This window comes from Prevotella sp. tc2-28 (genome assembly GCF_900107705.1).
In the GTDB taxonomy this organism is placed as follows: Bacteria; Bacteroidota; Bacteroidia; order Bacteroidales; family Bacteroidaceae; genus Prevotella.
Genome location: NZ_FNRE01000011.1, coordinates 42,389 through 66,686, shown reverse-complemented (window position 1 = coordinate 66,686; position 24,298 = coordinate 42,389). Strand labels below are relative to the sequence as shown.

At 47.5% G+C, this 24,298-nt stretch carries 21 protein-coding genes and 1 tRNA gene; 10 read left to right on the top strand and 12 right to left on the bottom strand.

Annotated elements, in window-relative coordinates; translation table 11 throughout:
- Positions 1-7: 7 nt before the first annotated feature.
- Together porU and BLU47_RS10600 are read right to left on the bottom strand one after the other, a co-directional pair.
- The gene (gene porU, locus BLU47_RS10605; protein ID WP_255402160.1) at positions 8-3,493 is read right to left on the bottom strand and encodes a type IX secretion system sortase PorU; all 3,486 of its coding nucleotides are present in this window, start codon (positions 3,491-3,493) and stop codon (positions 8-10) included.
- A gap of 56 nt (positions 3,494-3,549) precedes the next feature.
- Complete coding sequence (locus BLU47_RS10600) at positions 3,550-4,167, bottom strand: fumarylacetoacetate hydrolase family protein (protein WP_091962272.1); 618 nt, start codon at positions 4,165-4,167, stop codon at positions 3,550-3,552.
- 76 nt (positions 4,168-4,243) lie between these two features.
- On the opposite strand from BLU47_RS10600, the gene BLU47_RS10595 reads away from it, so the two are divergent.
- From BLU47_RS10595 to BLU47_RS10585, 3 genes are read left to right on the top strand one after another with little or no spacing between them, the layout of a single operon-like run.
- Positions 4,244-5,221 (top strand): hypothetical protein, encoded by a 978-nt coding sequence (locus BLU47_RS10595; protein WP_091962269.1) that lies wholly within the window; start codon positions 4,244-4,246, stop codon positions 5,219-5,221.
- 31 nt (positions 5,222-5,252) lie between these two features.
- Positions 5,253-5,540 carry a SemiSWEET family sugar transporter gene (locus BLU47_RS10590; RefSeq protein WP_143025542.1) on the top strand — a complete coding sequence of 96 codons (288 nt, stop codon included), beginning with the start codon at positions 5,253-5,255 and terminating at the stop codon, positions 5,538-5,540.
- A gap of 21 nt (positions 5,541-5,561) precedes the next feature.
- Positions 5,562-7,046 carry a family 43 glycosylhydrolase gene (locus BLU47_RS10585; RefSeq protein ID WP_091962266.1) on the top strand — a complete coding sequence of 495 codons (1,485 nt, stop codon included), beginning with the start codon at positions 5,562-5,564 and terminating at the stop codon, positions 7,044-7,046.
- Here the strand turns inward: BLU47_RS10585 and BLU47_RS10580 are convergent.
- From BLU47_RS10580 to BLU47_RS10540, 9 genes are read right to left on the bottom strand one after another with little or no spacing between them, the layout of a single operon-like run.
- Positions 7,033-7,614, bottom strand: coding sequence for a phosphoribosylglycinamide formyltransferase (locus BLU47_RS10580; protein WP_091962263.1), 582 nt, complete (start codon positions 7,612-7,614; stop codon positions 7,033-7,035). The two genes, BLU47_RS10585 and BLU47_RS10580, sit on opposite strands and share 14 nt — an antisense overlap.
- A gap of 3 nt (positions 7,615-7,617) precedes the next feature.
- Positions 7,618-8,610 carry an A/G-specific adenine glycosylase gene (gene mutY, locus BLU47_RS10575; protein ID WP_091962260.1) on the bottom strand — a complete coding sequence of 331 codons (993 nt, stop codon included), beginning with the start codon at positions 8,608-8,610 and terminating at the stop codon, positions 7,618-7,620.
- A gap of 28 nt (positions 8,611-8,638) precedes the next feature.
- Positions 8,639-9,259 carry a cytidylate kinase-like family protein gene (locus BLU47_RS10570; protein WP_091962257.1) on the bottom strand — a complete coding sequence of 207 codons (621 nt, stop codon included), beginning with the start codon at positions 9,257-9,259 and terminating at the stop codon, positions 8,639-8,641.
- 39 nt (positions 9,260-9,298) lie between these two features.
- A complete protein-coding gene (locus tag BLU47_RS10565) occupies positions 9,299-10,033 on the bottom strand; it encodes a nucleoside-specific channel-forming Tsx family protein (protein ID WP_091962255.1) in 735 nt (244 codons plus the stop codon).
- A 41-nt stretch (positions 10,034-10,074) separates the two neighbouring features.
- On the bottom strand, positions 10,075-11,205 hold the full coding sequence (gene lpxB / locus BLU47_RS10560; RefSeq protein WP_091962252.1) for a lipid-A-disaccharide synthase: 1,131 nt from the start codon (positions 11,203-11,205) through the stop codon (positions 10,075-10,077).
- Positions 11,202-11,969, bottom strand: a complete 768-nt coding sequence (gene surE / locus BLU47_RS10555) for a 5'/3'-nucleotidase SurE (RefSeq protein WP_091962249.1) — start codon at positions 11,967-11,969, stop codon at positions 11,202-11,204. The genes lpxB and surE overlap by 4 nt, the downstream gene beginning before the upstream one ends.
- On the bottom strand, positions 11,956-12,828 hold the full coding sequence (locus tag BLU47_RS10550; protein ID WP_091962246.1) for a KPN_02809 family neutral zinc metallopeptidase: 873 nt from the start codon (positions 12,826-12,828) through the stop codon (positions 11,956-11,958). Before BLU47_RS10550 ends, surE begins: the two co-directional genes overlap by 14 nt.
- 48 nt (positions 12,829-12,876) lie before the next feature.
- Positions 12,877-13,434, bottom strand: a complete 558-nt coding sequence (locus tag BLU47_RS10545; RefSeq protein WP_091962244.1) for a 4'-phosphopantetheinyl transferase family protein — start codon at positions 13,432-13,434, stop codon at positions 12,877-12,879.
- On the bottom strand, positions 13,415-14,686 hold the full coding sequence (locus tag BLU47_RS10540; protein ID WP_091962241.1) for a DNA recombination protein RmuC: 1,272 nt from the start codon (positions 14,684-14,686) through the stop codon (positions 13,415-13,417). Before BLU47_RS10540 ends, BLU47_RS10545 begins: the two co-directional genes overlap by 20 nt.
- Before the next feature lie 215 nt (positions 14,687-14,901).
- Between BLU47_RS10540 and BLU47_RS10535 the strand changes: the two genes are divergently transcribed.
- A complete protein-coding gene (locus tag BLU47_RS10535; RefSeq protein WP_091962237.1) occupies positions 14,902-15,828 on the top strand; it encodes a magnesium transporter CorA family protein in 927 nt (308 codons plus the stop codon).
- A 101-nt stretch (positions 15,829-15,929) separates the two neighbouring features.
- Positions 15,930-17,753: a DUF349 domain-containing protein gene (locus BLU47_RS10530; RefSeq protein WP_369796978.1), complete on the top strand. Its 1,824-nt coding sequence runs from the start codon at positions 15,930-15,932 to the stop codon at positions 17,751-17,753.
- A gap of 35 nt (positions 17,754-17,788) precedes the next feature.
- Here BLU47_RS10530 and BLU47_RS10525 read toward each other — a convergent pair.
- Positions 17,789-17,862 (bottom strand) — tRNA-Gln (locus BLU47_RS10525).
- A gap of 183 nt (positions 17,863-18,045) precedes the next feature.
- On the opposite strand from BLU47_RS10525, the gene rsfS reads away from it, so the two are divergent.
- The 5 genes from rsfS (at position 18,046) to dnaG (ending at position 24,292) form a co-directional block, all read left to right on the top strand.
- On the top strand, positions 18,046-18,405 hold the full coding sequence (gene rsfS / locus BLU47_RS10520; RefSeq protein ID WP_091962234.1) for a ribosome silencing factor: 360 nt from the start codon (positions 18,046-18,048) through the stop codon (positions 18,403-18,405).
- Positions 18,406-18,470: 65 nt separating this feature from the next.
- Positions 18,471-20,507, top strand: a complete 2,037-nt coding sequence (ftsH, locus tag BLU47_RS10515) for an ATP-dependent zinc metalloprotease FtsH (protein WP_176780551.1) — start codon at positions 18,471-18,473, stop codon at positions 20,505-20,507.
- A gap of 31 nt (positions 20,508-20,538) precedes the next feature.
- The gene (locus BLU47_RS10510; protein WP_091962229.1) at positions 20,539-21,387 is read left to right on the top strand and encodes a phosphatidate cytidylyltransferase; all 849 of its coding nucleotides are present in this window, start codon (positions 20,539-20,541) and stop codon (positions 21,385-21,387) included.
- A 10-nt stretch (positions 21,388-21,397) separates the two neighbouring features.
- Positions 21,398-22,351: a glycoside hydrolase family 5 protein gene (locus tag BLU47_RS10505; RefSeq protein ID WP_091962226.1), complete on the top strand. Its 954-nt coding sequence runs from the start codon at positions 21,398-21,400 to the stop codon at positions 22,349-22,351.
- Positions 22,352-24,292: a DNA primase gene (dnaG, locus tag BLU47_RS10500; protein WP_091962222.1), complete on the top strand. Its 1,941-nt coding sequence runs from the start codon at positions 22,352-22,354 to the stop codon at positions 24,290-24,292.
- The last annotated feature ends 6 nt before the right edge of the window (positions 24,293-24,298 follow it).

Genomic DNA, 24,298 nt, shown 5'->3' with positions numbered 1-24,298 from the left:
TCTTATTTTATTGATGTGAGAATATTATCAGTTTCTTTGTCTTCGATACATAACTGCTACCTTCTGTACTGATACTTATCTTATAGAGGTAGAGACCTGTATGCAATCGGCGACCTCCATCGACAGTCAGATCCCAGTTAACGGTAAAGGTATTATCAGCAGTCACCCCGTTCTCAGAATGAGTCCACAAATGTCTTCCCGACGTATCGTAAACATCCAGTTTGACATCCATTTCAGCTGCAATACGGTCATGGATAATACGGAAAGAGGTATTTGTACGCGCCGGATTAGGTGAGCACTCCACATCCAGGAACAATGGCGCGAGTTCTTTCTCTACGACGAACGACAGTTCGGATGTTGAAGAGTTGTTCAAGATATCCCACGCTGTGAATTTCAACTTATGTGGGCCATTGGACAGTTGAGGAATGCTAAACCCAACCTTTCCTTTGGTATAGCTTCCAAAATCGAACTGGAAATAGTCATTCAACGAATAGGTTTTCGACATCTCGCCATCAATTACTAATTGCAACTCATGACCGATGCCTCCTCCTGACGCATTAATGCCGTCTTCATCACTAAGTTCTGCCACGAAATAAGGCGTTGGATTAACACGACCCCCATTGGTAAAAGACGTACTATTCAGGTAACAATAGATATTCGGACCAACAGTTCCCTGACTTTGTTCATCCTTTCCGTTCAACACCAGATTCCGGCAGATACCATTGGCCTCAACTGTCTTTTCTTCATTAACGGCATAAAGATTTACCAAAGCAGGAAGATCCGAATACTTGATATCCTTGGGAACGGCAAAGGTCAGCGAGAAGCGGCCGTTCTTAACATAGTCGCTACCACTATACACGATATTCGGACGATCTTCGTAGACGAAAGGAACACTTGCGCCTTCCGACGATGTATCATTCAATTTACATGTAATCTGCTCTTTCACATCGCGTACTACAGCACTCAGCACGCCATTGAAATGCTCCTCTGTCTGGGCATCTTCACTCAATACACGGCCTGACAACCTTGCTGTGGAGCCTGCCTTCAAAATTAGAGTCATACCATCTGTAAGTGGCAAATTATTGACAGAATCGACTTTTATCTCACGTTTAGGGATAGCCAGCCGCAAAGCAGGGTCGCCCAACAGTGAATATTGGAGTTTGTTAGGTGTCTGATCCAGTTTGGTGGCTATCAATTCGTTTTTCGTCAGGCGCACAGCCTCCCCTATTGGCATTGGGAGTCCCTCATCATCACTACCAAGGACATGGCGAGTAAAAGCTAGGTTCATCAATCTGTTGTAACTTTGATAAACCGTTCGAGTTGTACCATAAAAGGCAATCGCCCCACCCTTTTTATTAAAGAAAGCAGCCTCGCCAATATTATCCTCTTGTCCGTCAAAGGGCATGATATCGCATGATGCCGTCATCCACAAGGGTAGACGCGAGGAGGTTGCTGTCTGGAAATCGGTCAGTCGCATCACATACTCATGTGATATAGCATCCGCACGCCCGTGTCCTGAATAGTTAATCATCAGCGCTCCCTGCTGCATCTGCTGCTTAATCAGTCGTGTCACATCCGGGTAAGAGTTGCCTGTTGACGAACTGACGCGCGTATAGGCGTCCCACATGATGCGCTTTACCAGTAAGTGTGGATAAAGTTCCTCAACAGACTTCGCCACAGAGTCTGCATCAGCCATGTGTTGGTTCTGATTGCCATCGTCACCTAAGAAGCATACCACATTCTGCCAAGCGCCCGCCTCCTTATTATTCATGTAGCCTTCTACCTTGTCAACTGCGATTTCTGCTTCTTCTGCCGTCCGCGCTGTTATACGCCCTACTGCTACATCTGCCTTGTCACTAGTTACCAGACGGCCACCCTCTTCGTCGTCTAACATACAGAAATAGTCATCAGACACATAACAGTGTGTTGCGCTATAAGAGTTATCACTCTCATAACAAAGCAAGAAATCGTCAGGCGAGCAATTGCTCCAATCGCTGACCAACATGCGGTTGTCCCAGGCTCCGTCGCCCAACAAAAGCAAGAACTTAGGCATATCCTCTTCCGTTTCTGCCCTGTCGTAAAGCATTTTCAGATAGCGGCGATAGGCATTTGCATCTGGTGTACCGCTGGAGAACTCGTTGAACAACTCATCAGCAGGTATTATCTGTACCCTCAGCCCATCATGTTCCTCATGGAGCGCTTTCAGTCGTTCTGCTTGCGCAAGCAACGTCTGTGTTGTCGGGATGACAATCACCATGTCAGCAGCCTCTGCAGCATGATGGTTCTGATTCGTTATGCGCCCAACTAATTTAGGTTCCGCATATGTCTTTGCCAACTCTGGCGCAGGCTTCGGCTTATTGGCATATATCGAGATGTAGTCCAATCGTACAGTACCACTTCCCGCCTGTGGGGTCAGAACCACTTGATTGGCGGCTTGCAGATTAGTCACACCAAACGTCAGAGTCTCTGTGCGCATCTTCTCGTAACTGCCATTTTGTTCGACTACCATCGAGTGAGGCTCACCCTCATTCACCTTGACTTCTACCCTTGCTCCATCTTCCGCAGAGAGGCAAACGGTCACAAGACCTTCTGCTGTCGTCCCCGTTGACGAGATTTCATAGGCATAGCTTTCCCCTGCTATCAGTTCCTTTGCGTCATAAAGATTACGCCCACCGTGGAACCAAGCAAAGTCATCTACCTCATAGAGTGAGCAGTAGTCATCAGCCAAGGGATAGAACTGTTGAAGGAAAGTATCCTTATCAATAACATAGTCTTCTTCATCATTCTCCGTCAAGAAGTAATAACCATAGTTAGAATAAGGATTACGTACACGTTGAAAGGACTCATCCCAGGTAACGGGACCAATACCATAGAAAAACTTTCTGCCGTCCACACGGCAGGTAGGCAGTTGTTGCAAATCGTCAGTTTCCATCAGATAATCAGCAGTCAGTTTCTCTGGTTGCAATCCGCCACCATAACCATATATTCTGACATTGTCAAGACTGGTGAGTCCAGCTTTCTTGACCAGTTCTTCTGTCAACTGATAGATTCCGGTCTGCGGAATACTGATTTTAATCCATGTCCCATGTCTTAGAACGGAATTATCCGCATAACGCTCTGCTGCCGAAGAAGCACGGCGGAGACGCACCTTTTCCCGACTCTTGATGTCAAGCATGAAACTAACTAGTTTCAGATATTGTCCGTTACGACAGACAAGCGGTACGAACGAGACATACAATGCGCCCTGCTTCCGCGAAACAGCGATGTGCTGCTGCACGTCAGGCATCGCCTTCAACGTCTCTCCACTTATCTCATGGTAACTCTTAACATCAGCATCACTCATCGGGATAAACTCAGGATATTCAATGCTTACTGTATAAATCGAGTCAGCATAGCGAGGACCAATAGGATAAGCATAGGTAAATACTGGCAATAAAGAGTCTATCCTAACCTCCTGAGCGGTCAGATTGAAAAATCGCTGGGCGCTTACCATCAGGCAGCATGCCCACAATGCTGTGCAAAGTATAAACCTTTTTTTTTCCAAATGCATTATTTACAATTAAACTCCAGCACTTTCCGATCTTCCAACCATCCTTCCAGATGGTCATCGATGTGTACTGGACCTACACCTACCGGTGTCCCGGTAAAAAGCAAATCGCCCGTCTTTAACGTGAAGAACTGTGAAATGTAGCTGATGAGTTCATCTACTTTATAAAGCATGTCGCTTGCACAGCCCTCTTGTACCGTTTGCCCATTGATGTCCAGATGGAAGTGTAGTGTCTGGATGTCTCTCAGTTTCTCTTTTTCCACCCATTCACCGATGACTGCCGATCCGTCAAATCCCTTGCAAATCTCCCAAGGATGTCCCTCCTGACGAGCCTTTCGCTGCCAGTCGCGTGCCGTAAAGTCTATACCTACAGTCACTGCATCATAGTAGCGATGAGCAAATCGCTCAGGTATGCTCTTTCCCAATCGGCAGATACGCACCACCAATTCTGTCTCATAATCCACCTGTTGGCTCCAATCGGGAATGAAGAAAGGTTTATGATCCTTCAACAATGCCGAATCCGCCTTGGTGAAAATGACGGGTTGCTCTGGTTTATATAACGCACCATCCAGTTCTTTATTGTGCTGGATATAATTCATTCCTACTGCAAATATTTTCATATTCTATTGATTTTTGTCGCAAAGGTAGCTATTTTTGAATGAAAAATCGTATCTTTGCAGTGTGAAAACGTATAAAATGAAACGATATATCCTTTTGACTGCATTTTTTCTAGAAGTATTATACCTTCATGCAGCCAATGATCCGCGCTGCCTATCCCTGATGGGTATGGCCTTTGAAGGGCCTGTCGATAGTGTCCGCCAACAACTTACAGAAAACGGGTTCTCTGAGTGGGGACAATCAGACGATGGTGAGGACATCTATTTCCGTGGCAATTTCTATGGCATCCGGGCCAAACTTCTGGTCAGCAAAAATTCGGAAACCAACTTGGTTACTTCTGCCTACGTGACCATCGGTCCTTATGGTACTGAAGCCATGCTGACGAAGAACATCCAATATTTCCTCTACAAACTACAAAAAGATCATGGTGAATACACCCAACGCGACGACTCCTATTTCTTTATGGACAACTTTGGTAGCGTTAAATTGGCTATTGCCCACAACTTCAACGGATCACGCGAGATTCGAATCACCTATCTCCCTGATGCACCATACTATAAGGATGCACTGAGCATTGGCTTTCACGGAAACGTACAGGAAGTTGTGACGGAGAATGCTGTTGCAGAGGAACAATTCCTCCATTTCCACAAAGATGGACAGTTAGATAACCAAGACCTCAGTCAGCGGAAATATGACCGTTACGGCTACCTCATCAGTGCTCAGATGAAGGAACGAACAGGACACAGCACCGTGCAATATGAATACGATGAAGCCTATCGGCTAAAACGTCGCACCTTGACCAACACGGAAGCTGGTATCAGTTATATCAACGAATATAATTACAACGAGGAGGGAGACATTGCTACTCAGTATCAGAAGGTGTACGACAAGAACAAGGAGTGCATCATGACCATTACCATGCACAACAATTACCTAACTCGTGACGACAATGGTAACTGGACAAGCAATTCACTCGCCCTCTCCTATTGGGAGAAAGGTCAACAAAGCCAACATACCACCGTTTTACAGAAGCGTACGCTGGACTATTGGGACTAAATCATTTAGCATCATATTAAAATAAAAGTCTATGGAACAAGGATTATTTTACGAAGTGAGTGGTATGCTGGCCAGTGTGGCCATGATTTTAGGCTATCTGCCTCAAGCCATACAAACTATTCGTACCCGTAATACGGACGGCATTGCTATGCCGACATTCATCATGATGTTCGTAGGAGCAATATTCTTCGTCATCCAGGCATTGCTCCACGAGCCAGAGGTTATCTGGTCTCTCTTCTTAACCAATACCGTCACAGGCACTTGCAGCCTGATTGTTTTCGTCATCAAGATATATAATGACTATTCCAAGAAAAAATAACCATTTCTTTTACTAACCAACATGAAACAAATACTATTCCTTTTTAGTATGCTCATATTGAGTATATCGTCTTTTTCACAAACATACACGAACCCCATCTTAGGTGGAGACTATCCTGACCCTACCATTATGCGTGAGGGTTCCGACTACTACATGACGCACTCGGCTTTCGACTACCAGCCAGGACTCACCGTCTTCCACAGTCGGGATCTAGTCCACTGGGAACCCATCTCATATGCCCTCAAAACCTATCTTGGAAGTATATGGGCTCCAGACATCTGCAAGTACAAGGACAAATATTACATCTATTTTACCGTTGCCACACAGCCTCGCTCTAACTATGTGGTATGGGCCAACAATCCTGCTGGACCATGGAGCGCTCCAATCGACTTGCACATTGGCAATATCGATCCCTGCCATGTGGTCGGCGAAGATGGTTCACGTTGGTTGTTCATGAGCGCAGGCAAGCGCGTACGACTTACCGATGATGGACTAGCCACTATACCAGATACAGAAGAAATTGTATATAGAGGATGGCAATATCCCGAAGATTGGGAAACAGAGGGATTCTGCTTAGAAGGTCCCAAACTGCGTAAGATTGGCAAGTATTACTATTATCTCAATGCAGAAGGTGGCACGGCAGGTCCGCCGACCAGCCACATGGTGACACAAGCCCGTTCACAGAGTATCAATGGCCCATGGGAGAATGCGCCCAACAATCCACTCATCCATACATGGAGTAAGGATGAGCGTTGGTGGAGCAAGGGCCACGGGTCAATCGTTGACACACCCGACGGGAAATGGGTAATAGTCTACCATAGTTACGAAAAAGACTTTACCTGCCTAGGACGTCAGACGCTTATGGAGCCTATCTACCTTGGACAAGACGGATGGTTTCATCGCTACAACCAAGTTGACGTTGCTCTTCCTATTGGTGTCCCCATCAAGAACGTGGTAAATGTTGACCGTCATACCCGTCTGTCAGAATTCCGCCTCGGTCTAGAATGGAAATTCTATAAAGCCTTCAATCCTGACCGAGTAAAAGTGAATAATGGTGCACTGACACTGAAAGCGCAAGGAGATTCACCTGGTACATCGGCACCCTTGATGTTTGTTGCAGGAACCCACCGTTATCAGATAGAGGCTGAGATCGAATTACATGGTGACGTCACGGCTGGCCTGGTCATGTACTATAATAGCCAGTTCTACCAAGGTACAGGATTCGATCGTGAGAAGAGATATCGCTATCGCAAGGGGGGACAGACGCGTGGGGGCATCAATTCTACCCATACCAACCACATGTGGCTCCGACTGGTTAATCGCGACAACATCATCACAGGCTGGTACAGCCTGGATGGGAAGGAGTGGAAACGTGAGACGTGGGGCATGGATTGTTCTGGATACAACCATAACACGCTCTACGAATTCCAAAGTGTGCTACCTGGCGTTTTCGCCTCAGGAAATGGTTATGCCACCTTCAAGAATTTCAAATTCACAAAACTTTGAATGTATCTTTCAGCACCTGTTCCACCACCTTAGGGTAATACTCCATTTCCAATAGGTGCTCTTTCTCCGCAATGTCGTCCACACTATCAGTGGGTGACAGTTGCGTTTTATATTGGGCAATGATTTCGCCACTGTCGCACACGGGAGTAACATAATGCACCGTCATCCCCGTTTCAGTCTCGCCAGCAGCTTTCACTGCCTCATGTACATGATGTCCCCACATGCCTTTTCCACCATATTTGGGTAAAAGTGCAGGATGGATATTGATGATGCGACGAGGGAAGGCATTAATCAGGAAGTCGGGTATCAAAGGTAAGAATCCAGCAAGCACAATAAAGTCTATTCGATACTCTTCCAACAACGGCATCATAATTCGCTCATCATTAAGATGTACTTTAGGGACCACTGCCGTGGGAACACCCAAGCGTCCTGCCCTTTCTAGTGCATAGGCATCAGCTTTGTTGCTGACAACCAATGCACAATAAACACTGTCTGAGGTCTTGAAATACCTGATTAGATTCTCACAGTTGGAGCCTCCTCCTGAAACAAAAATGGCTAAGTTTATCATTATTTATTTGTTTGTTTGCTTATTTATTTCTTTCAACATAATTTCTATCAGTCGTGGTATCCCATAGTTAACCCAATCCTCCTCATTAATCCAGCAATAATCCACAGGCAGCACTGGTTGCTGATCTGGTTCCCATAGCCAAAAGTCGGCGTAGATAATCCGATGTGTCAGTACGTGCTTTACGTTCTTTCTTATTAATCGGGCCCCTTCAGGAACATTCTCTGTAAGCCAAGGTTCATATAGCCCTTGCCAGATGTCCCCTTTTCCACGTCGATGAATAACTGACAATCCTTTATACCTTATATATATATATGTCAACTTACGCTCTTTTACTTTCAGCGTTTTTTGCTTCACAGGCAGTTCTTCAACTTTTCCTTCACGCAATGCCACACATGTTTCCATTAACGGACAACTCATACAGTCGGGATTATGTGGTGTACATTGAATGGATCCAAAATCCATCATCCCTTGGTTATATGCGGAAGCCTCATCAATAGGCAATAGCTCATGAGCTAGTGATGCAAATTCACGCTTACCTACTGTGGTATTTATAGGCGTATCAATGCCATAATGGCGCGCCAACACACGATAGACATTACCATCCACCACTGCAGCGGGTAATCCAAAGGCGATAGAACCAATAGCCGCAGCTGTGTAATCTCCCACACCTTTCAGTGTCTTAATGCCCTCCAAGGTCTGTGGAAACACACCCCTTGCAACAATCTGCTGAGCCGCCGCGTGTAGGTTACGAGCTCTGCTGTAGTATCCCAGTCCTTGCCACTCGCGCAAAACCTCATCTTCCGTGGCTTCCGCCAAATCACCTACCGTCGGCCAGCGCTGCATAAAGCGCTCCCAATAGGGGCGCCCTTGCTCTATGCGCGTCTGCTGCAAGATGATTTCGGAAAGCCATATAGCATAGGCGTCTCTTGTCTCACGCCAAGGAAGCGCCCTGCCATTCTCCCGAAACCATTGTAATATCGTTGTGGTGAAAGTCATCTATATCGCCAAGGACCAAACAATAGCATTACTCGATACAATTCATCAGGAAGTCAACAGCTCCATTAACACCGAACTTACGAACATCCAAGGACACATCATAGTTGGTGGCATCAAGCCAATTGCGCCCTGTGTATTTCTTCGTGTAGAGTTCACGGCTGTAATCGTTGTCCACTATCATAGCTGCAGCATCAAACTCACTGATATCATACTTTTCAGCTATGCGACGCTTACGGCACTCCAAACTGGAATGAACAAAGATTTTCAGCGCATTAGGATGATTGGCAAAGACGTCAAAGCCACAGCGTCCCACGATGACGCAGGACTCCTCTGAGGCTATTCGTCTGATAGCAGCACATTGGGCGTCAAAAAGTTCATGACTCGTCAGGTCTTGCTCCTGCCCGTTGTACTGATTGCTCGTCATGTAGTTACGGTAGAAGTTGGTGAAATCGTCACGCCACAGCGGATTGCGCGCTTCGATATGTTCCACGGCTTCCTCGACAGCATTGAAGCGGGAAGCCACCTCGTTCAGAATCTGCTTATCAAGCAGTTTCACACCGAGTCTTCGTGCCAATTCCACACCAATCTCGTGTCCACCTGTTCCGAACTGTCGGCTGATGGTGATAACAAATTTCTCTTCCTTGTTCATAGTTGTTGATTTGTTATAATTACATGATATAAAAAACTATCAGAATGTCCACTTAGCAGCGATAGTGGGTATCGCGTAGAACTTGTTGTTGCTACCCTCGTTGTTGAAGACAAAGTTATTGCTGATTTCCACCTCGGTACCTACACTGACATTAATGCCTTCCATTCCCTTCAAGGCATTCAAATTAACCCAAAACTGAGGCTCTGAAAGGGTAATCAGTTTTCCTTTTACATCCTTGTCGTACCACACATCAAGGAAACCAGAAAAGGTACATAATCCGTTAGCAAAGGTATCGCCCCATACGGCAGTAAACTGGAAACCATTGAAAGCGCCGCGATTAGTACCTTTGAAATAGTACTTATACATAGCCTGCAAAGAGAAGGTCTTTGAAAAGTCCTTAGATGCCCAATTCCAGGCTCCACCTCCGAGGAAGGCATGCTGGAAACGGTTACCTATGCCAGTATGCTCAATGGTTGTTGCGCCACCATCATACTCCAAGTGGAGCGCCCATCGCTTATTATGCGTCAAGTTGAACTCACGTGAGATTTCCCAATATGCACCTGCTGCGCCATCACTGAAATAATCGATATCAGTAAATAAAAACGTAGAGCCCCACTTGTCTGGTTTAAACATCTCAATGGTAGTTGTGACGTTGGGACGACCATTTAAATCGCCATAGAAAGAATGGCCTAAATCATAATGTAACTGGATGTTCTGTGCACTGACTGTCATACCGAAAGCCAGGCAAACAATAGATAAAATAACTTTTTTCATTTTCTCATAATTATTCAATTCTACAATAGGAAATACTTTTATCATAGCGTTTTTTGATATTTTAATTGATTAACCATAATGGAAGCAGCTTCGTCTGCAGCATGACTTTCACCTAGCAGACGATGAACCTCTTCATAATCAGAAAGCATCCGTTCACGCTGACTGCCACCGGGCAGCAGGGATTCTAGTTCACGGCGTATATTGTCGACACTGAAGGAATCGGCAACCAGTTCGGGCACCACCTCACGTCTAGCGATGAGATTAACTAGCGACACGTAGGGCACTTTCAACAGGCGGCGCTTTAGGAAACCAGTTATAAGGGGCAGTGGAGTCTTATAGCATACAACCTGAGGAACACTGAACATACAGGTTTCAAGCGTAGCAGTTCCACTGGTCACCAATGCGGCAGTAGCCTGCGAGAGCAACTGATAGGTCTGGTTGCTTACAAGTTGAACAGCACTTCCTTCCAAGAAAGGCTCATAATAAGACGCGTCAACAGAAGGTGCCCCTGCTAAAACCAAATTGTATTGATCCGTAAGATGAGCCGTAGCGGAGAGCATTGCAGGTAGATTGTCCTTAATTTCTTGTTGCCGACTGCCCGCAAGTAATGCGATGACAGGTTTATTAAGATGGGAACAACGCTGAGTATCTTTTTCCAAGAACTCTCGCACCTCTTGAACGGTTGGATTTCCCACATAGTGGATAGGATAATGATGTTTACATTCAAAGAAATCTACTTCAAAAGGCAGAATGGAGAACAGCTCGTCAACATCTCGTTTGATATTCTTGATGCGGTACTCCTTCCAAGCCCATATCTTGGGCGATATATAATAATAGACAGGACAGATACGATGAGCCTTTACATACTGGGCAATTTTCAGGTTAAAGCCAGGATAGTCGATGAGAATTACCGCATCAGGCTTCCATTGGCTGATGTCCTGCTTGCACATCTTCATGTTACGAAGAATAGTAGGCAAGTGTAGCAGCACCGGGATGAATCCCATGTATGCCAGTTCGCGATAATGACGCACGCGTTGCCCTCCCACAACAGTCATCAGGTCGCCCCCAAAGAAGCGGAACTCCGCCTGAGGGTCTTGCTTTCTCAATGCCAGCATCAAGTGTGAGGCATGCAAATCACCACTCGCCTCGCCTGCTATCAAATAGTATCTCATTGTTCCCAATCTTTCATCTTATCTAACATCTCATAAGCAGTAACGTCTATCTGAGTAGGAGTGATAGCAACATATCCATGATTCAAGGCCCAATTGTCTGTATCTTCTGCTTCGGGCTCGTCATTCGTATAGGAACCCACCATCCACCAATAGTCGTAGCCTCGTGGATGGCGGCATTTCGTCACTTCATTGCCCCATGTACCCTTTGCCATACGGCATAGCTTGACACCTTTAAATTCAGGAGTCAACGGGAAATTAACGTTCAAACAAACCCCTTGAGGCAAGCCCTCTTTCAATACACGTTGTACCATCTGGCAAACATACGGGCGCATAGGTTCGAAATCGGCATCGTCACGATGGTCGCAGAGAGAGAAAGCAACAGAAGGTATATACTTCATACATCCTTCCATCGTGACACCCATCGTTCCACTATAATGCGTGTTCACTGAAGCATTATCGCCATGATTGATTCCCCCAATAACCAAATCAGGTTTGCGAGGACAGAGTTCTTCCAGCGCCATCTTCACACAGTCAACAGGGGTTCCACTGCACGACCAGACCTCAACCCCTTCCATTTTACGACGTAATTTCATCGTTAGAGGGGTGGTAGCAGAGAAAGCACACGCGAAACCACTACGAGCCCGTTCAGGTGCACAGACAATAACATCACCGAAGTCACGCACCCATTCTATCAAACAGTTAATGCCCTTGGCATGATAACCGTCGTCATTAGATATCAATATCAGTGGCTTAAAGTTCTTCATCAGAGCATTCGAATGTGTTACCCTGTGACACATCACCAGTCTCCAAGCCACGTTTAAACCACTTCATACGCTGCTTGGACGTTCCATGATTGAAAGATTCCGGTACTGCGTAGCCACGGGCTTTTTTCTGCAGATAGTCATCGCCTATGACCTGTGCACACTTGATGGCCTCTTCAATATCTCCATCTTCCAAAGAGCCAAAGCGCTCATTATCATGATGAGCCCACACACCAGCATAGAAATCAGCTAGCAGCTCCAGTCTCACAGACATCTTGTTTGCATCCGTTTGCGACATTTTGGCCATCTTTGCATGGGCATCCTGCAAAATGCCAGTCAGATACTCTACATGATGGCCAACCTCATGGGCTATGACATAAGCATAGGCAAAATCACCGTCTGCGCCCAATTTATGCTTCATCGTAGTAAAAAACGACAAGTCTATGTATAATTTCTGATCGCCAGAACAGTAAAAAGGGCCCATCGCAGCAGAGCCTTGTCCGCAGGCTGTTTGCGTACCATCAGTATAGAGCACCATTGTAGGTACCTCATATTTCATTCCGTTCTCTTCGAAGATACCCTCCCAAACATCTTCCGTACCTGCCAAGATCTGAGTAGAGAACTTAGCTAGTTCCTGTTCCTCTTCGGTAAACTCACGCTGTCCCTCTACAACTTCGGTGTTCTCTCCAAACGACTGTTGAGCAGCTTGAAGACCTGCCTCCAAAGGATTACCACCAGTAAAATAAGCCATCGCCATAGCGATTAAAACACCACCGATACCTGCTAGGCCGATTTTCTTACCACCGCTCATTCCTCGGCGATCTTCCACATTTGAACTTTCGCGTCTTCCTTCTAAATTCATAGTCTTATTGTTTTATGAGTTTTATTCTGTCTGCAAAGATACAATTTTTCAGCCAAAAATGATAGAACTGATGTAATTTTTCTCAATATTGACTGATGTCTCTATCTTTTCCTTACCTATCAACACAGTTTTCAAATCCCTACTGATACCTTCGCCTGTCAACTTCAGCACGGCTTCTTTCATGGTCCACAGGCGGATAAACTCCACGTCAGAACGCTCGGCCCGTTTGATTTGTTCCACCTCCTTCTCATTCATCGTATAAGCTACCAAACTTTCTCTGAAAGAATGGATAGACTCTACATCAATCCCTACTGGTCTTCTTGCAATGGCACACACCACGGTCTCTCGGCAATGACTAATATTGAAATGGATATCAGGCAATCCTTCCAGAAAGGGTTTTCCGTGTTCACCATATCCAAAGACAGGAAGATCCGTGATACCATATTCCTTGCGCAGTCCTTCACATAGCAACAGATAGGCTGCCGCGCACGTCTTCCGTCCCAGTTCATACTTGTATTTAAGCACTTGCTGGCGACGTTGTTCAGAAAGCAGCGGTAGTGCTGCCTCCCAATCAAAGTTTGCTAAATCATTGTTCCAATAGACCATCTCCTGTCTTTGGTATTCTACGATTAGGATTCTCTTTCGCTCCAAGAGCTTTCAGTTCGTTGGCTTTTTGAACCACGCTCTGCCGTCCCTCCATCAACTTATTAGTAGAATATTCGAACGACTTGCGGGCCTGATCCAACTGTTCACCCACCTTATTGTATCGTTGTACAAAGTCACCTATGCGGTCCAACAACTGCTCAGCGATGTCGAACACTTTCTCCTGGTTCTCGGCTTGTTGATTCTGAACCCAAGCAATATGTATCATGTGAAGAATACCCAGCAGGTTCTGTTCACCAGTGATGAACACCTTACGTTCAAAGGCATCACGCCACAGCGTCGGATCGTTGACCAAAGCCAATTGCAGCGACGATTCAAAGGGTACAAACATAATAACAAAATCAACACTTTCGCGTGGAGCCTTGATGTATTTGGAATAGTCCTTACGCGAAAGCTCCGTCACATGCTGACGCACCGATTTAATATGCTCCTGCAAGGCTCGTTCCTTCTCCTCAGGCTGTTCTGCATTAACATAGCGCTGATAAGCGACCAAAGATACCTTGGAGTCTATTATCACATCCTGTCCTTGAGGATAGTGCAAGATAACATCCGGCTGCATCTCACGTCCAGTATCATCGTTCTTCAGCGGACGTCCTTGGTCATCGCGCAAGCGTGCTTGCACTTCAAAGTGAATTCCTTCAGTAAGTCCTTGCGAAGCCAACAAATCACCCAAGATAATTTCCCCCATGTTGCCACTCACCTTATTGTCACGACGCAGCACATTGGCCAGTGATTCTGCTTTCTCGCCAATCTGACGGTTAGACTCCATCATAAGTCGTAATTGTTCACGAAGAGAAGCCGACTGTTCCGTATGGTCCTTGATGTTGTCACTGATAGCCTTTCGCATCTCACTGATAGCATCCTTCAGTGGCTGGGTGATATGCCCCATACTCTCGGTATTCTCCTCTTTCAAACGCTTTGCTTGGGCATCCATCAACTGTTGAGCCAGTACGTGCAACTGCTCCTTGGTCGTCTTCAACTGCTCATTGAACTGCTGTTCACGCAATTTCACCTCCTCATTACGTTGTTGTTGCAACAACCGAGCTTCCTCACTATGCTGATGTTCCAGCATAGTCATCTCTGTATCCTTACGAGCCAATTCAACATGCAAGGCTGACACCTTTGTGTTCATCAGTACATAGACGATTACCGCACCTATGACCACACCTATTATTATATATAATACAGTCACCATGGGTGCAAAATTACGAAAAAAAAACATTATTCTCATATTTTTTTTGTTTTTTGCTCGCTTATTCGTATCTTTGCAGCCGAATAACCAAATTATTAACAAGAAAATGGACGACTACCCGGCGGATAATTACAATTCGTAAGGCGGGGGGATTGAAGTGGCAAGGCTGCTAATCCCTTTGCCGCTAAGACCGTTTATTCAAGAAAAAGGATTAGCAAATGAAGACTTTTTGGAACACCCAAGGTGGGCTCACCCAACTCAATGAGTGGCAGCCTAATTGTTGGATACAGGTGACGTGTCCTACTGAAGAAGACCAGCAGTTGTTGGAAGAAGAATACCAGATTCCCGACTATTTCCTCTCTGACATCAGCGATACCGATGAGCGTGCCCGTTACGAATACGACGACGGTTGGATGCTCATCATCTTGCGTATTCCCTACGTCAAGGAAGTTCGTTCCAGGACCCCCTACACAACCGTGCCTTTAGGTATCATACACAAGCGTGACATAACCATCACTGTATGTTACTACGAGACGAACATGATGATTGATTTCGTATCGTACCAGCAGAAACGCGGTGAAGGATTTACCGACTATGTGGATATGATTTTCCGCTTGTTCTTATCAAGTGCCGTCTGGTACCTGAAACGCTTGAAACAAATATCGATGCTCATCGAGAAAGCCAAGCGTAATTTAGACCGCGAGGTAAACAACGAGTCACTGATTGGACTATCGCGCCTTCAAGACTCGCTGACCTATTTCAATACATCTATTCGAGGCAACGAAACACTACTCTCGAAGTTGAAGTTCAAGTTACAGATTGACGAATTAGACGCCGATCTCATCGAAGACGTAACCATCGAGATGACACAGGCCCGTGAAACGACTAGCATCTACTCGAACATTTTAGAATCAACGATGGATACCTACCAGAGTATCATCAACAACAACATGAATACCATCATGCGAACGCTGACCTCGGTCACTATCATCCTGATGTTGCCCACATTGGTAGCCTCTTTTTTCGGCATGAACCTCATCAATGGCATGGAGAACAGTCCGATTGGATTCGTCATTGCTATCATCCTTTCGGTAGCTATTTCTGTCGTTTCACTGCTAATTTTCCGCCACAAACGACTCATTTAGTCACTTTTCTTGAAAAAAATTAGGTCATTCAAGTTTTTTTATTTAATTTTGAAGCCCAAATATTTGTGTACTAACCATAATCATTCACTAAATTTGTTTAGATGATGGACTCTCAAGAAAAAGCTCCCATCGAGGAGCAGAACATGGAACAAGACGTAACGGAAACCGCAGCAGTTGAGGCCGGTCAGTCAGAAACCGCAGTAGAAGAACCCGAGCGCAAGCAGTATCAAACCAAGAAAGAGGTGTTGGAGCGTGTGCGTGAAATCGCCCACAGCGACGAGTCACCCAAGAAAGACGAAGTAGATTACCTAAAGACGGTATTCTATAAGATGCATTTGGCTGAGCGCGAGGCCGAGTTCAAGGAATACACAGAAGGGGGCGGCGACCCAGAACAATATCAGATTAAGCCCGATTCCGAGGAAGAAGCTTTCAAGGCCGAAATGGGTATTATCAAGGAAAAACGTCAGAAACTGTTCAGAGAGCAAGAACAAGAGAAGCAGGAAAATCTGCAGAAGAAGCTCGACATCATCGAGAAAATCAAGGCTATGGTGACCTCTCCCGAAGAGGCCAACAAGTCATACAAGGAGTTCAAAGCATTGCAAGACGAATGGCGCGAGATTAAGAACGTGCCTGCCGAGCGTGCCAATGAGCTATGGCGCAACTATCAGTTGTATGTTGAGCAATTCTACGATCTGCTGAAGTTGAACAGTGAAGCCCGCGAATACGATTTCAAAAAGAATCTGGAACTGAAGACCAAACTCTGCGAAGCTGCTGAGAAACTTGCAGAGGAGACTGACATCATCAGCGCTTTCCATCAATTACAAAAGTTGCATCAAGAATACCGTGAGACAGGTCCTGTTGCCAAAGAGATACGCGAAGAGATATGGAATCGTTTCAAGGCAGCATCAACCGTCATCAACAAGCGCCATCAACAGCATTTCGAGACGTTACGCGCCAAGGAAGAAGAAAACCTTGTGAAGAAAACCGCTTTATGCGAAAAGGTGGAAGCCATCGTTGCCGAGGAAAATAAGGGAAGTGCCGACTGGGAGCGCCATACCAAGCAGATTATCGAAATACAAAGTGAGTGGAAAGCCATTGGTTTTGCTCCTCAAAAGATGAACGTCAAAATTTTCGAACGCTTCCGCAGTGCTTGTGACGATTTCTTCTCTCGTAAGGCTCAGTTCTTCCGTGGACTGAAGGACACCTTTAAGGAAAATGCCGACAAGAAACGCGCACTCATCGAGAAAGCCAAAGCCCTACAAGACTCTACCGACTGGAAATCAACTAGCGACAAGTTTATCAACCTGCAAAAGGAATGGAAAACGATAGGCACTGTGCCCAAGAAGATTGGTGACCAACTATGGGAAGAGTTCCTTGGAGCCTGCAACAAATTCTTCGATGCCCGCAATGCCGCAGGAGCCGACCAGCATAGCGAGGAGCGCCAAAATCTGGAGAAGAAACGCGACGTCATTGCCCGCCTCAAGGCCATTGCCGAGGAACAAGGTGAAAACCTGCAGGAGCGTGTACAGAAACTTGTAGAAGAGTACCAGACTATCGGTCACGTACCATTCAAGGAGAAAGACAAGCTTTATGAAGAGTACCATGCCGTGCTCGACAAACTCTACAAAGATCTGAATATCACTGTAGCAAAGCGCCGTTTGACGAAGTTCAAGGACAACCTCAAGCAAGTAGCTGAGCGTGGTGAGAATGCACTCGACAATGAACGTGCACGTCTAATGCGCCAATATGAGCAGTTAAAGAGCGAGGTTCAGACCTATGAGAATAACCTCGGTTTCCTTAACGCTTCCTCAAAAAAAGGCAATTCGCTGATTGACGAGATGAATCGTAAGGTGCAGAAGTTAAAAGACGAAGTACAACTGGTTCGTGAAAAAATAAAGGCTATTGATGCCGAGAACAAAGCATAAAGAGAAAGGCTTCCAAATTGGAAGCCTTTTTCTTTTGGTTGGGGTACCCGGACTCGAACCAGGAAAGGCAGGACCAGAATCTGCAGTGTTACCATTACACCATACCCCAATGCCTTGTTTGCTATCAACCTCTTGTCGAATTGCGGGTGCAAAGGTAGTGTATTTTTCTGAAACAACAAAAAAAAATCGGATTTTTTTATAAAAAACTCCAAAATTTTCTATTTTCTTTCCCCTTTTCGAATTATTACATGTATCTTTGTACGTCAATTACACATATCTTTATATATAATTAATGGAACAAACAACAACACTCGTAGAAACCATAACAAGAGGAATACAAGAGAAAAAGGGTGCCAATATTGTGGTAGCCAACTTGAACGGCATCGATGGTGCCATTTGTAACTATTTCATTATCTGTCAAGGTTCATCACCTGCCCAGGTTGAAGCCATCACCGAATCAATTGGCGACCTTGCCCGCAACGAACTCAACGAGAAACCTTCGAAGGTTGCAGGATTGGAGAATGCCCAATGGGTAGCCATGGACTATGGCGATGTCCTGGTGCATATTTTCCTTCCTGACGTGCGTGAATATTATGATTTGGAGCATCTTTGGGACGATGCCAAGTTGACACGCATCCCTGACCTAGACTAAAGAATTGTATGATTAAATAAACGAAAACAAACGTGCAACAGAATAACAATAATAACAAGCCCCAGATGAACATGCCGCGATTCAACATGAATTGGATTTATGGTTTGGTCATCATCGCACTGATTATGCTCTACTTCACACAAGGTAGCGAGAAATCAAGTGTGAAGACAGAGACAGGTTACTCCGACTTCAAGACAATGGTCATGAAAGGGTATGCCGAGAAGATTGTAGTCAACAAATACGACAACACACTGCAGATGTATGTCAAGGCAGAGCACATCCGCGATGTTTTCCACCAGGGAGTCCAGCAGACGGGCAAGTCGCCTAGCGTGACCGTAGCCATCGGTTCTGCCGACCAAGTAGAGCAATTTGTCAACAAAGCCCGTGAGGAGAAGAAGTTCACTGGTAAGTTCTTATACGATAATTCCAAGGACGGAGAATTCTTTAACTCGCTCATCATGAATATCCTTTTCTTTGGTGGCATCATCCTCGTGTGGATGTTCATCATGCGCCGCATGGGTGGCGGTGGTGTCGGCATGGGCGGAGGCGGCATCTTTAATGTCGGCAAGTCGAAAGCCCAGATGTACGAGAAGGGGGGCGACTTGGGTATTACCTTCAAGGATGTTGCCGGACAGGCAGGAGCCAAGCAGGAGATGCAGGAAATCGTAGACTTCCTGAAGAATCCTCAGAAATACACCGAATTAGGCGGAAAGATACCCAAGGGAGCCCTATTGGTAGGTCCTCCGGGAACAGGTAAGACACTTCTTGCCAAGGCCGTAGCCGGAGAGGCAGGAGTGCCCTTTTTCTCGATGTCGGGTTCCGACTTCGTTGAGATGTTCGTCGGTGTAGGTGCCAGTCGTGTTCGCGACCTATTCGAAAAAGCCAAAACCAAAGCCCCATGCATCATCTTCATTGACGAGATTGATGCGGTAGGACGTGCCCGCTCAAAGAATCCCGCTATGGGTGGCAATGACGAGCGAGAGAACACCTTGAACGCACTGCTGACGGAGATGGACGGATTCGGCACCAACAGTGGTATCATCACTTTGGCTGCAACCAACCGAGCCGATATGCTCGATTCTGCACTGATGCGTGCAGGTCGTTTCGACCGTCAGATACACGTTGACTTGCCTGATCTGAACGAGCGTAAGGAAATCTTCTACGTCCACCTGAAACCCCTTAAGTTGGAACAAGGTCTTGACATCGATTTCCTAGCACGTCAGACACCAGGTTTCTCGGGTGCAGACATTGCCAACGTCTGCAATGAGGCAGCATTGATAGCCGCCCGTCATAACCGTGAAGCAGTAGGCAAGCAAGATTTCCTGGATGCCGTAGACCGCATCATCGGTGGATTGGAGAAGAAGACAAAGGTCATGACCGAACAGGAAAAGAGGTCGATAGCCATCCACGAGGCCGGACACGCAACGATATCATGGTTTACCGAGTTTGCCAACCCGTTGGTCAAGGTAAGCATTGTACCTCGCGGACGAGCCTTAGGTGCCGCATGGTATCTCCCTGAGGAGCGTGTGTTGCAGACCAAGGAGGCCATGCTCGACGAGATGTGCTCGCTGTTAGGTGGCCGTGCTGCCGAAGAACTGTTCATCGGCCACATCTCCACAGGAGCCATGAATGACCTGGAACGCACTACCAAACAAGCCTATGGTATGGTGGCCTATGCCGGCATGAGCGATAAGTTGCCTAACCTCTGCTATTATAATCAGCAGGAATACTCGTTCCAGAAGCCCTATTCAGAGACCACCGCCAAGATTATGGACGATGAAGTACTGAAGATGGTCAATGAGCAATACGAGCGCGCCAAGCAGATACTGCAGGAGCACAAAGAAGGTCACGCCCAACTGGCTCAATTGCTGGTAGAGCGCGAGGTCATCTTTGCCGACGATGTAGAGAAAATCTTTGGCAAGCGCCCTTGGACCAGTCGTGCCGAGGAACTGTTGGAAGCTCAGCAACGTGCAGAAGCCGAGGCTATGGCTGAGCGGAGAGCCAAGGAATTAGAAGCGAAACAGGCGGAAGACTCAGAAAACAAAGAAAGCTCAGAAGACAAAGGAGATTCAAAAGAGTCAGAAGCCCCCGAGAACGCATAGTTCCCTAAGACATAACTAAAACCAAAACGATATGAAGAATTTTATCGTACGTACCTTTACAGGCATTATCTTTGTGGCAGCCATCGTCGCCTCGTTCCTACGTCCGGAGGCGATGGTGCTGTTGTTCAGTATTGTGACAGGGTTGACCATCTGGGAGTTCACTGGTCTGGTGAACGAACGCGAAGATGTTACCGTCAACCGGTTCATCTGCACGGTGGCAGGCATCTATTTCTTCTTCTCAATGACCTATTTCTGCAGCGACCTGTACGGTGGCAGTGCCAAGTCGGTGGTATTCATTCCCTATCTGGTCACCATCATCTACCTGCTGGTTGCCGAGCTTTACCTGAAGCAAGCCGACCCCATACAAGACTGGGCCTACACCATGTTCTCGCAGCTATACATCGCCCTGCCCTTCTCGTTGCTAAACGTATTGGCGTTCACGGCAACCAACAACGGGCTGGTGACTTTCAACACCCTGTTGCCCCTGTCCGTTTTCGTCTTTCTGTGGGTTAACGACTCCGGAGCCTACTGTGTCGGTTCGTTATTAGGTCGTCACAAGCTTTTCCCACGCATCAGTCCGGGCAAGTCCTGGGAGGGATCCGTCGGAGGCGCCGTGTTCGTATTGGCTGCAGCCTATGCCATCAGCTACTACCTCGACGGTTCGATGCTCACCACACCGCAATGGCTAGGACTGGGACTCGTTGTCGTCGTGTTCGGTACCTGGGGCGACTTGGTGGAGAGTCTCTTCAAGCGCACGCTAGGCATCAAGGACTCCGGCAACATTCTTCCGGGTCACGGTGGAATGCTCGACCGTTTCGATTCCTCGTTGCTGGCCATCCCTGCTGCCGTTGTCTACCTTTACACGTTATCACTTTTTTAAATTGCATACAATGAAGACACTACTGACCATTATTCTCTCCTGCCTGTTCCTTGCCACCGCTCAGGCACAAGCTCCCGTAAAAAAATACGGTCAACTGCAAGTCAATGGCGCACAGCTCTGCGACCAACAGGGACGTCCCGTCATCCTGCGTGGCGTCAGCCTGGGATGGCACAACCTTTGGCCACGTTTTTATAACAAGAAAGTCGTCCAGACACTTCATAACGACTGGCATGCCAGCGTGGTTCGTGCAGCCATGGGCATCCTCATCGAAGACAACTATCTGGAGAATCCCAAGTTTGCCATGCAGTGCATCACGCCCGTCATTGAGTCAGCCATCAAGAACGACGTCTATGTCATCATCGACTGGCACTCTCACGTTCTGCAGACCAAGGAAGCCAAGCAATTCTTCGGCCAGATGGCCAAGAAATACGGCAAGTACCCACACGTCATCTACGAGATTTACAACGAGCCCGTGGAAGACACCTGGGCAGACCTGAAGAAATATGCCACCGAGGTGATTGGTGAGATTCGCAAATACGACGCCGACAACATCGTATTGGTAGGCTGTCCGCATTGGGATCAGGACATCCACCTCGTTGCCGAGAGCCCGCTCGAGGGTTTCAGCAACATCATGTATACCGTTCATTTCTATGCAGCCACCCATGGCGAATACCTGCGTGAGCGCACCGAGGCAGCTGTCAAGAAAGGCATCCCCGTCTTCATCTCCGAGAGCGGTGCCACCGAAGCCAGTGGCGACGGCAAGATAGACCCCGAGAGCGAAGAGCAGTGGATACAGATGTGCGAGCGCCTGGGCATCAGTTGGGTGTGCTGGAGCATCAGCGACAAGAACGAGTCGTGCTCCATGCTGCTTCCGCGTGCCACAGCCACCGGTCCGTGGTCTGACGACGTTATCAAAGAATACGGCAAGCTGGTGAAGGGACTTTTGAAGAAGTACAACCGATAGATGATAGACAGGGCGACCGTAGACAAGATTATGGACGCTGTCAACATCGTGGATGTGGTCGGCGAATTTGTTAACCTCCGCAAGTCGGGCGTTAACTACAAAGGTCTGTGTCCGTTTCACGATGACAAGACACCGTCGTTCATGGTGTCACCAGCCCGTCAGATATGCAAGTGTTTCTCATGTGGTGAGGGTGGCAATGCCGTCAATTTCCTCATGAAACACGAGCAGATTACCTATCCAGAAGCATTGCGCTGGCTAGCCAAGAAATACAACATCGATATTCAGGAGCGCGAGCTTACCGACGACGAGAAGCGTGAGCAGTCAGAACGTGAGTCCATGTTTGTGGTCAACGAATGGGCCTGCCAGTATTTTCATGAGATATTGCTGAACGACGTCGACGGCCAGGCCATTGGCAAGCAGTATTTCCGCAGCCGAGGCATCCGCGACGATATCATCAACAAGTTCCAGCTGGGTTTTGCACTTACCAAGCGCGATGCCCTGTGCAACGAAGCCAAGCGCAAGGGCTACAAGGACGAGTTTCTGATAAAGACAGGACTTGCCATTCAGAACGAGCGAGGCATCTACGACCGCTTTGCCGGCCGCGCCATCTTTCCCTGGATGAACGTCAGCGGCAAGGTCGTGGCCTTCGGTGGACGTAAGTTGGACGCAGCCACCAAGGGCGTACAGCAGAAATACGTCAACTCCCCCGACTCCGAGTTATACCATAAGGAGCGCGAGCTCTACGGCATCTACCAGGCCAAGAAAGCCATCGTCAAGGAAGATTGCGTCTACATGGTCGAGGGCTATACCGACGTCATCGCCATGCACCAGTGCGGTCTGGAGAACGTAGTCGCCAACTCCGGCACCGCCCTTTCCATCCACCAGATCAAGCTGTTGCGGCGCTTCACGCAGAACATCGTGCTGCTCTACGACGGCGACGAGGCAGGCATCCATGCCGCCATGCGCGGTACCGACATGCTGCTGGCAGAAGCGATGAATGTCAAGGTGCTGCTGTTGCCCGACGGCGACGATCCCGACTCGTTCAGTCGCAAGCATACGGCACAGGAGTTCAAGGAGTATATCGACAGCCATCAGACCGACTTCATCCAGTTCAAGACCGACCTGTTGCTGAAAGGAGTCAGCGATCCCATCAAGAAGGCCGAAGCCATCAACAACATCATACGCTCCATCGCCGTCATCCCCGACCCGATGGTGCGCACAGCGTATATCAAGGACTGCTCGCAACGGCTCGACGTTGACGAGCGCACCCTCATCTCGCAGACCAACAAATACATTGCCGGCGAACGCGAGGAGGCAGAGAAGCGCATCGCCCGCGAACAGGAACGGGAGCAAGAAGCGCCACAGCCGACCGCCGATTTGTCGATGACCGGACTGACCCCCAAGGACAAGGAGGTGGAGCGCCTGCTCGTCAAGAACATCATCCGTCACGGCAACGAGGTCATCTTCAGCGGGATGGAAACCGAAGACGGCCAATTCATCGACCTCAACGTGGCGCAATACATCGACTACGACCTAGGCAGCGACGGTCTCACCTTCAGCGACGACCGCTACAACCGCATTCTGCAGGAAGCCGTAGCCCACTCCGCCGACCCCGGTTTCGAGTCGGAGCGTTACTTCATGCAGCATCCCGACCCACAAATCAGCCAACTGGCTGCCAGCATCGGCATCGAGTCCCATCAGCTGAGCCGCAACTTCGCACTGAACGAGGGCGAGGCACAGCTGCGTCAGCGCATCACCCACCTCATTCTCGACTTCCGCATGGACATTGTCAGCCAGCAGTTGAAGGTCCTGCAGCGACAACTGAAGGAGGCGGGAAGCGACATGCAGCGCATCAAGGAGCTGATGACGGCCTATCAAGATGCGCAGACGCTGCGCAACGAACTGGCTCGCCGACTGGGTTCCGATGTCATTGTATCATAGCTAACT

Coding starts and splice junctions, on each gene's coding strand:
- BLU47_RS10595 (WP_091962269.1), top strand. CDS start 4,244: ATGAAACGATATATCCTTTTGACTGCATTTTTTCTAGAAGTATTATAC.
- mutY (WP_091962260.1), bottom strand. CDS start 8,610: ATGACTTTCACCACAACGATATTACAATGGTTTCGGGAGAATGGCAGG.
- BLU47_RS10585 (WP_091962266.1), top strand. CDS start 5,562: ATGAAACAAATACTATTCCTTTTTAGTATGCTCATATTGAGTATATCG.
- BLU47_RS10510 (WP_091962229.1), top strand. CDS start 20,539: ATGAAGAATTTTATCGTACGTACCTTTACAGGCATTATCTTTGTGGCA.
- lpxB (WP_091962252.1), bottom strand. CDS start 11,205: ATGAGATACTATTTGATAGCAGGCGAGGCGAGTGGTGATTTGCATGCC.
- BLU47_RS10550 (WP_091962246.1), bottom strand. CDS start 12,828: ATGAATTTAGAAGGAAGACGCGAAAGTTCAAATGTGGAAGATCGCCGA.
- surE (WP_091962249.1), bottom strand. CDS start 11,969: ATGAAGAACTTTAAGCCACTGATATTGATATCTAATGACGACGGTTAT.
- BLU47_RS10570 (WP_091962257.1), bottom strand. CDS start 9,259: ATGAACAAGGAAGAGAAATTTGTTATCACCATCAGCCGACAGTTCGGA.
- dnaG (WP_091962222.1), top strand. CDS start 22,352: ATGATAGACAGGGCGACCGTAGACAAGATTATGGACGCTGTCAACATC.
- BLU47_RS10530 (WP_369796978.1), top strand. CDS start 15,930: ATGATGGACTCTCAAGAAAAAGCTCCCATCGAGGAGCAGAACATGGAA.
- porU (WP_255402160.1), bottom strand. CDS start 3,493: ATGGTAAGCGCCCAGCGATTTTTCAATCTGACCGCTCAGGAGGTTAGG.
- ftsH (WP_176780551.1), top strand. CDS start 18,471: ATGAACATGCCGCGATTCAACATGAATTGGATTTATGGTTTGGTCATC.
- BLU47_RS10540 (WP_091962241.1), bottom strand. CDS start 14,686: ATGGTGACTGTATTATATATAATAATAGGTGTGGTCATAGGTGCGGTA.
- BLU47_RS10580 (WP_091962263.1), bottom strand. CDS start 7,614: ATGATAAACTTAGCCATTTTTGTTTCAGGAGGAGGCTCCAACTGTGAG.
- BLU47_RS10505 (WP_091962226.1), top strand. CDS start 21,398: ATGAAGACACTACTGACCATTATTCTCTCCTGCCTGTTCCTTGCCACC.
- BLU47_RS10545 (WP_091962244.1), bottom strand. CDS start 13,434: ATGGTCTATTGGAACAATGATTTAGCAAACTTTGATTGGGAGGCAGCA.
- rsfS (WP_091962234.1), top strand. CDS start 18,046: ATGGAACAAACAACAACACTCGTAGAAACCATAACAAGAGGAATACAA.
- BLU47_RS10600 (WP_091962272.1), bottom strand. CDS start 4,167: ATGAAAATATTTGCAGTAGGAATGAATTATATCCAGCACAATAAAGAA.
- BLU47_RS10565 (WP_091962255.1), bottom strand. CDS start 10,033: ATGAAAAAAGTTATTTTATCTATTGTTTGCCTGGCTTTCGGTATGACA.
- BLU47_RS10590 (WP_143025542.1), top strand. CDS start 5,253: ATGGAACAAGGATTATTTTACGAAGTGAGTGGTATGCTGGCCAGTGTG.
- BLU47_RS10535 (WP_091962237.1), top strand. CDS start 14,902: ATGAAGACTTTTTGGAACACCCAAGGTGGGCTCACCCAACTCAATGAG.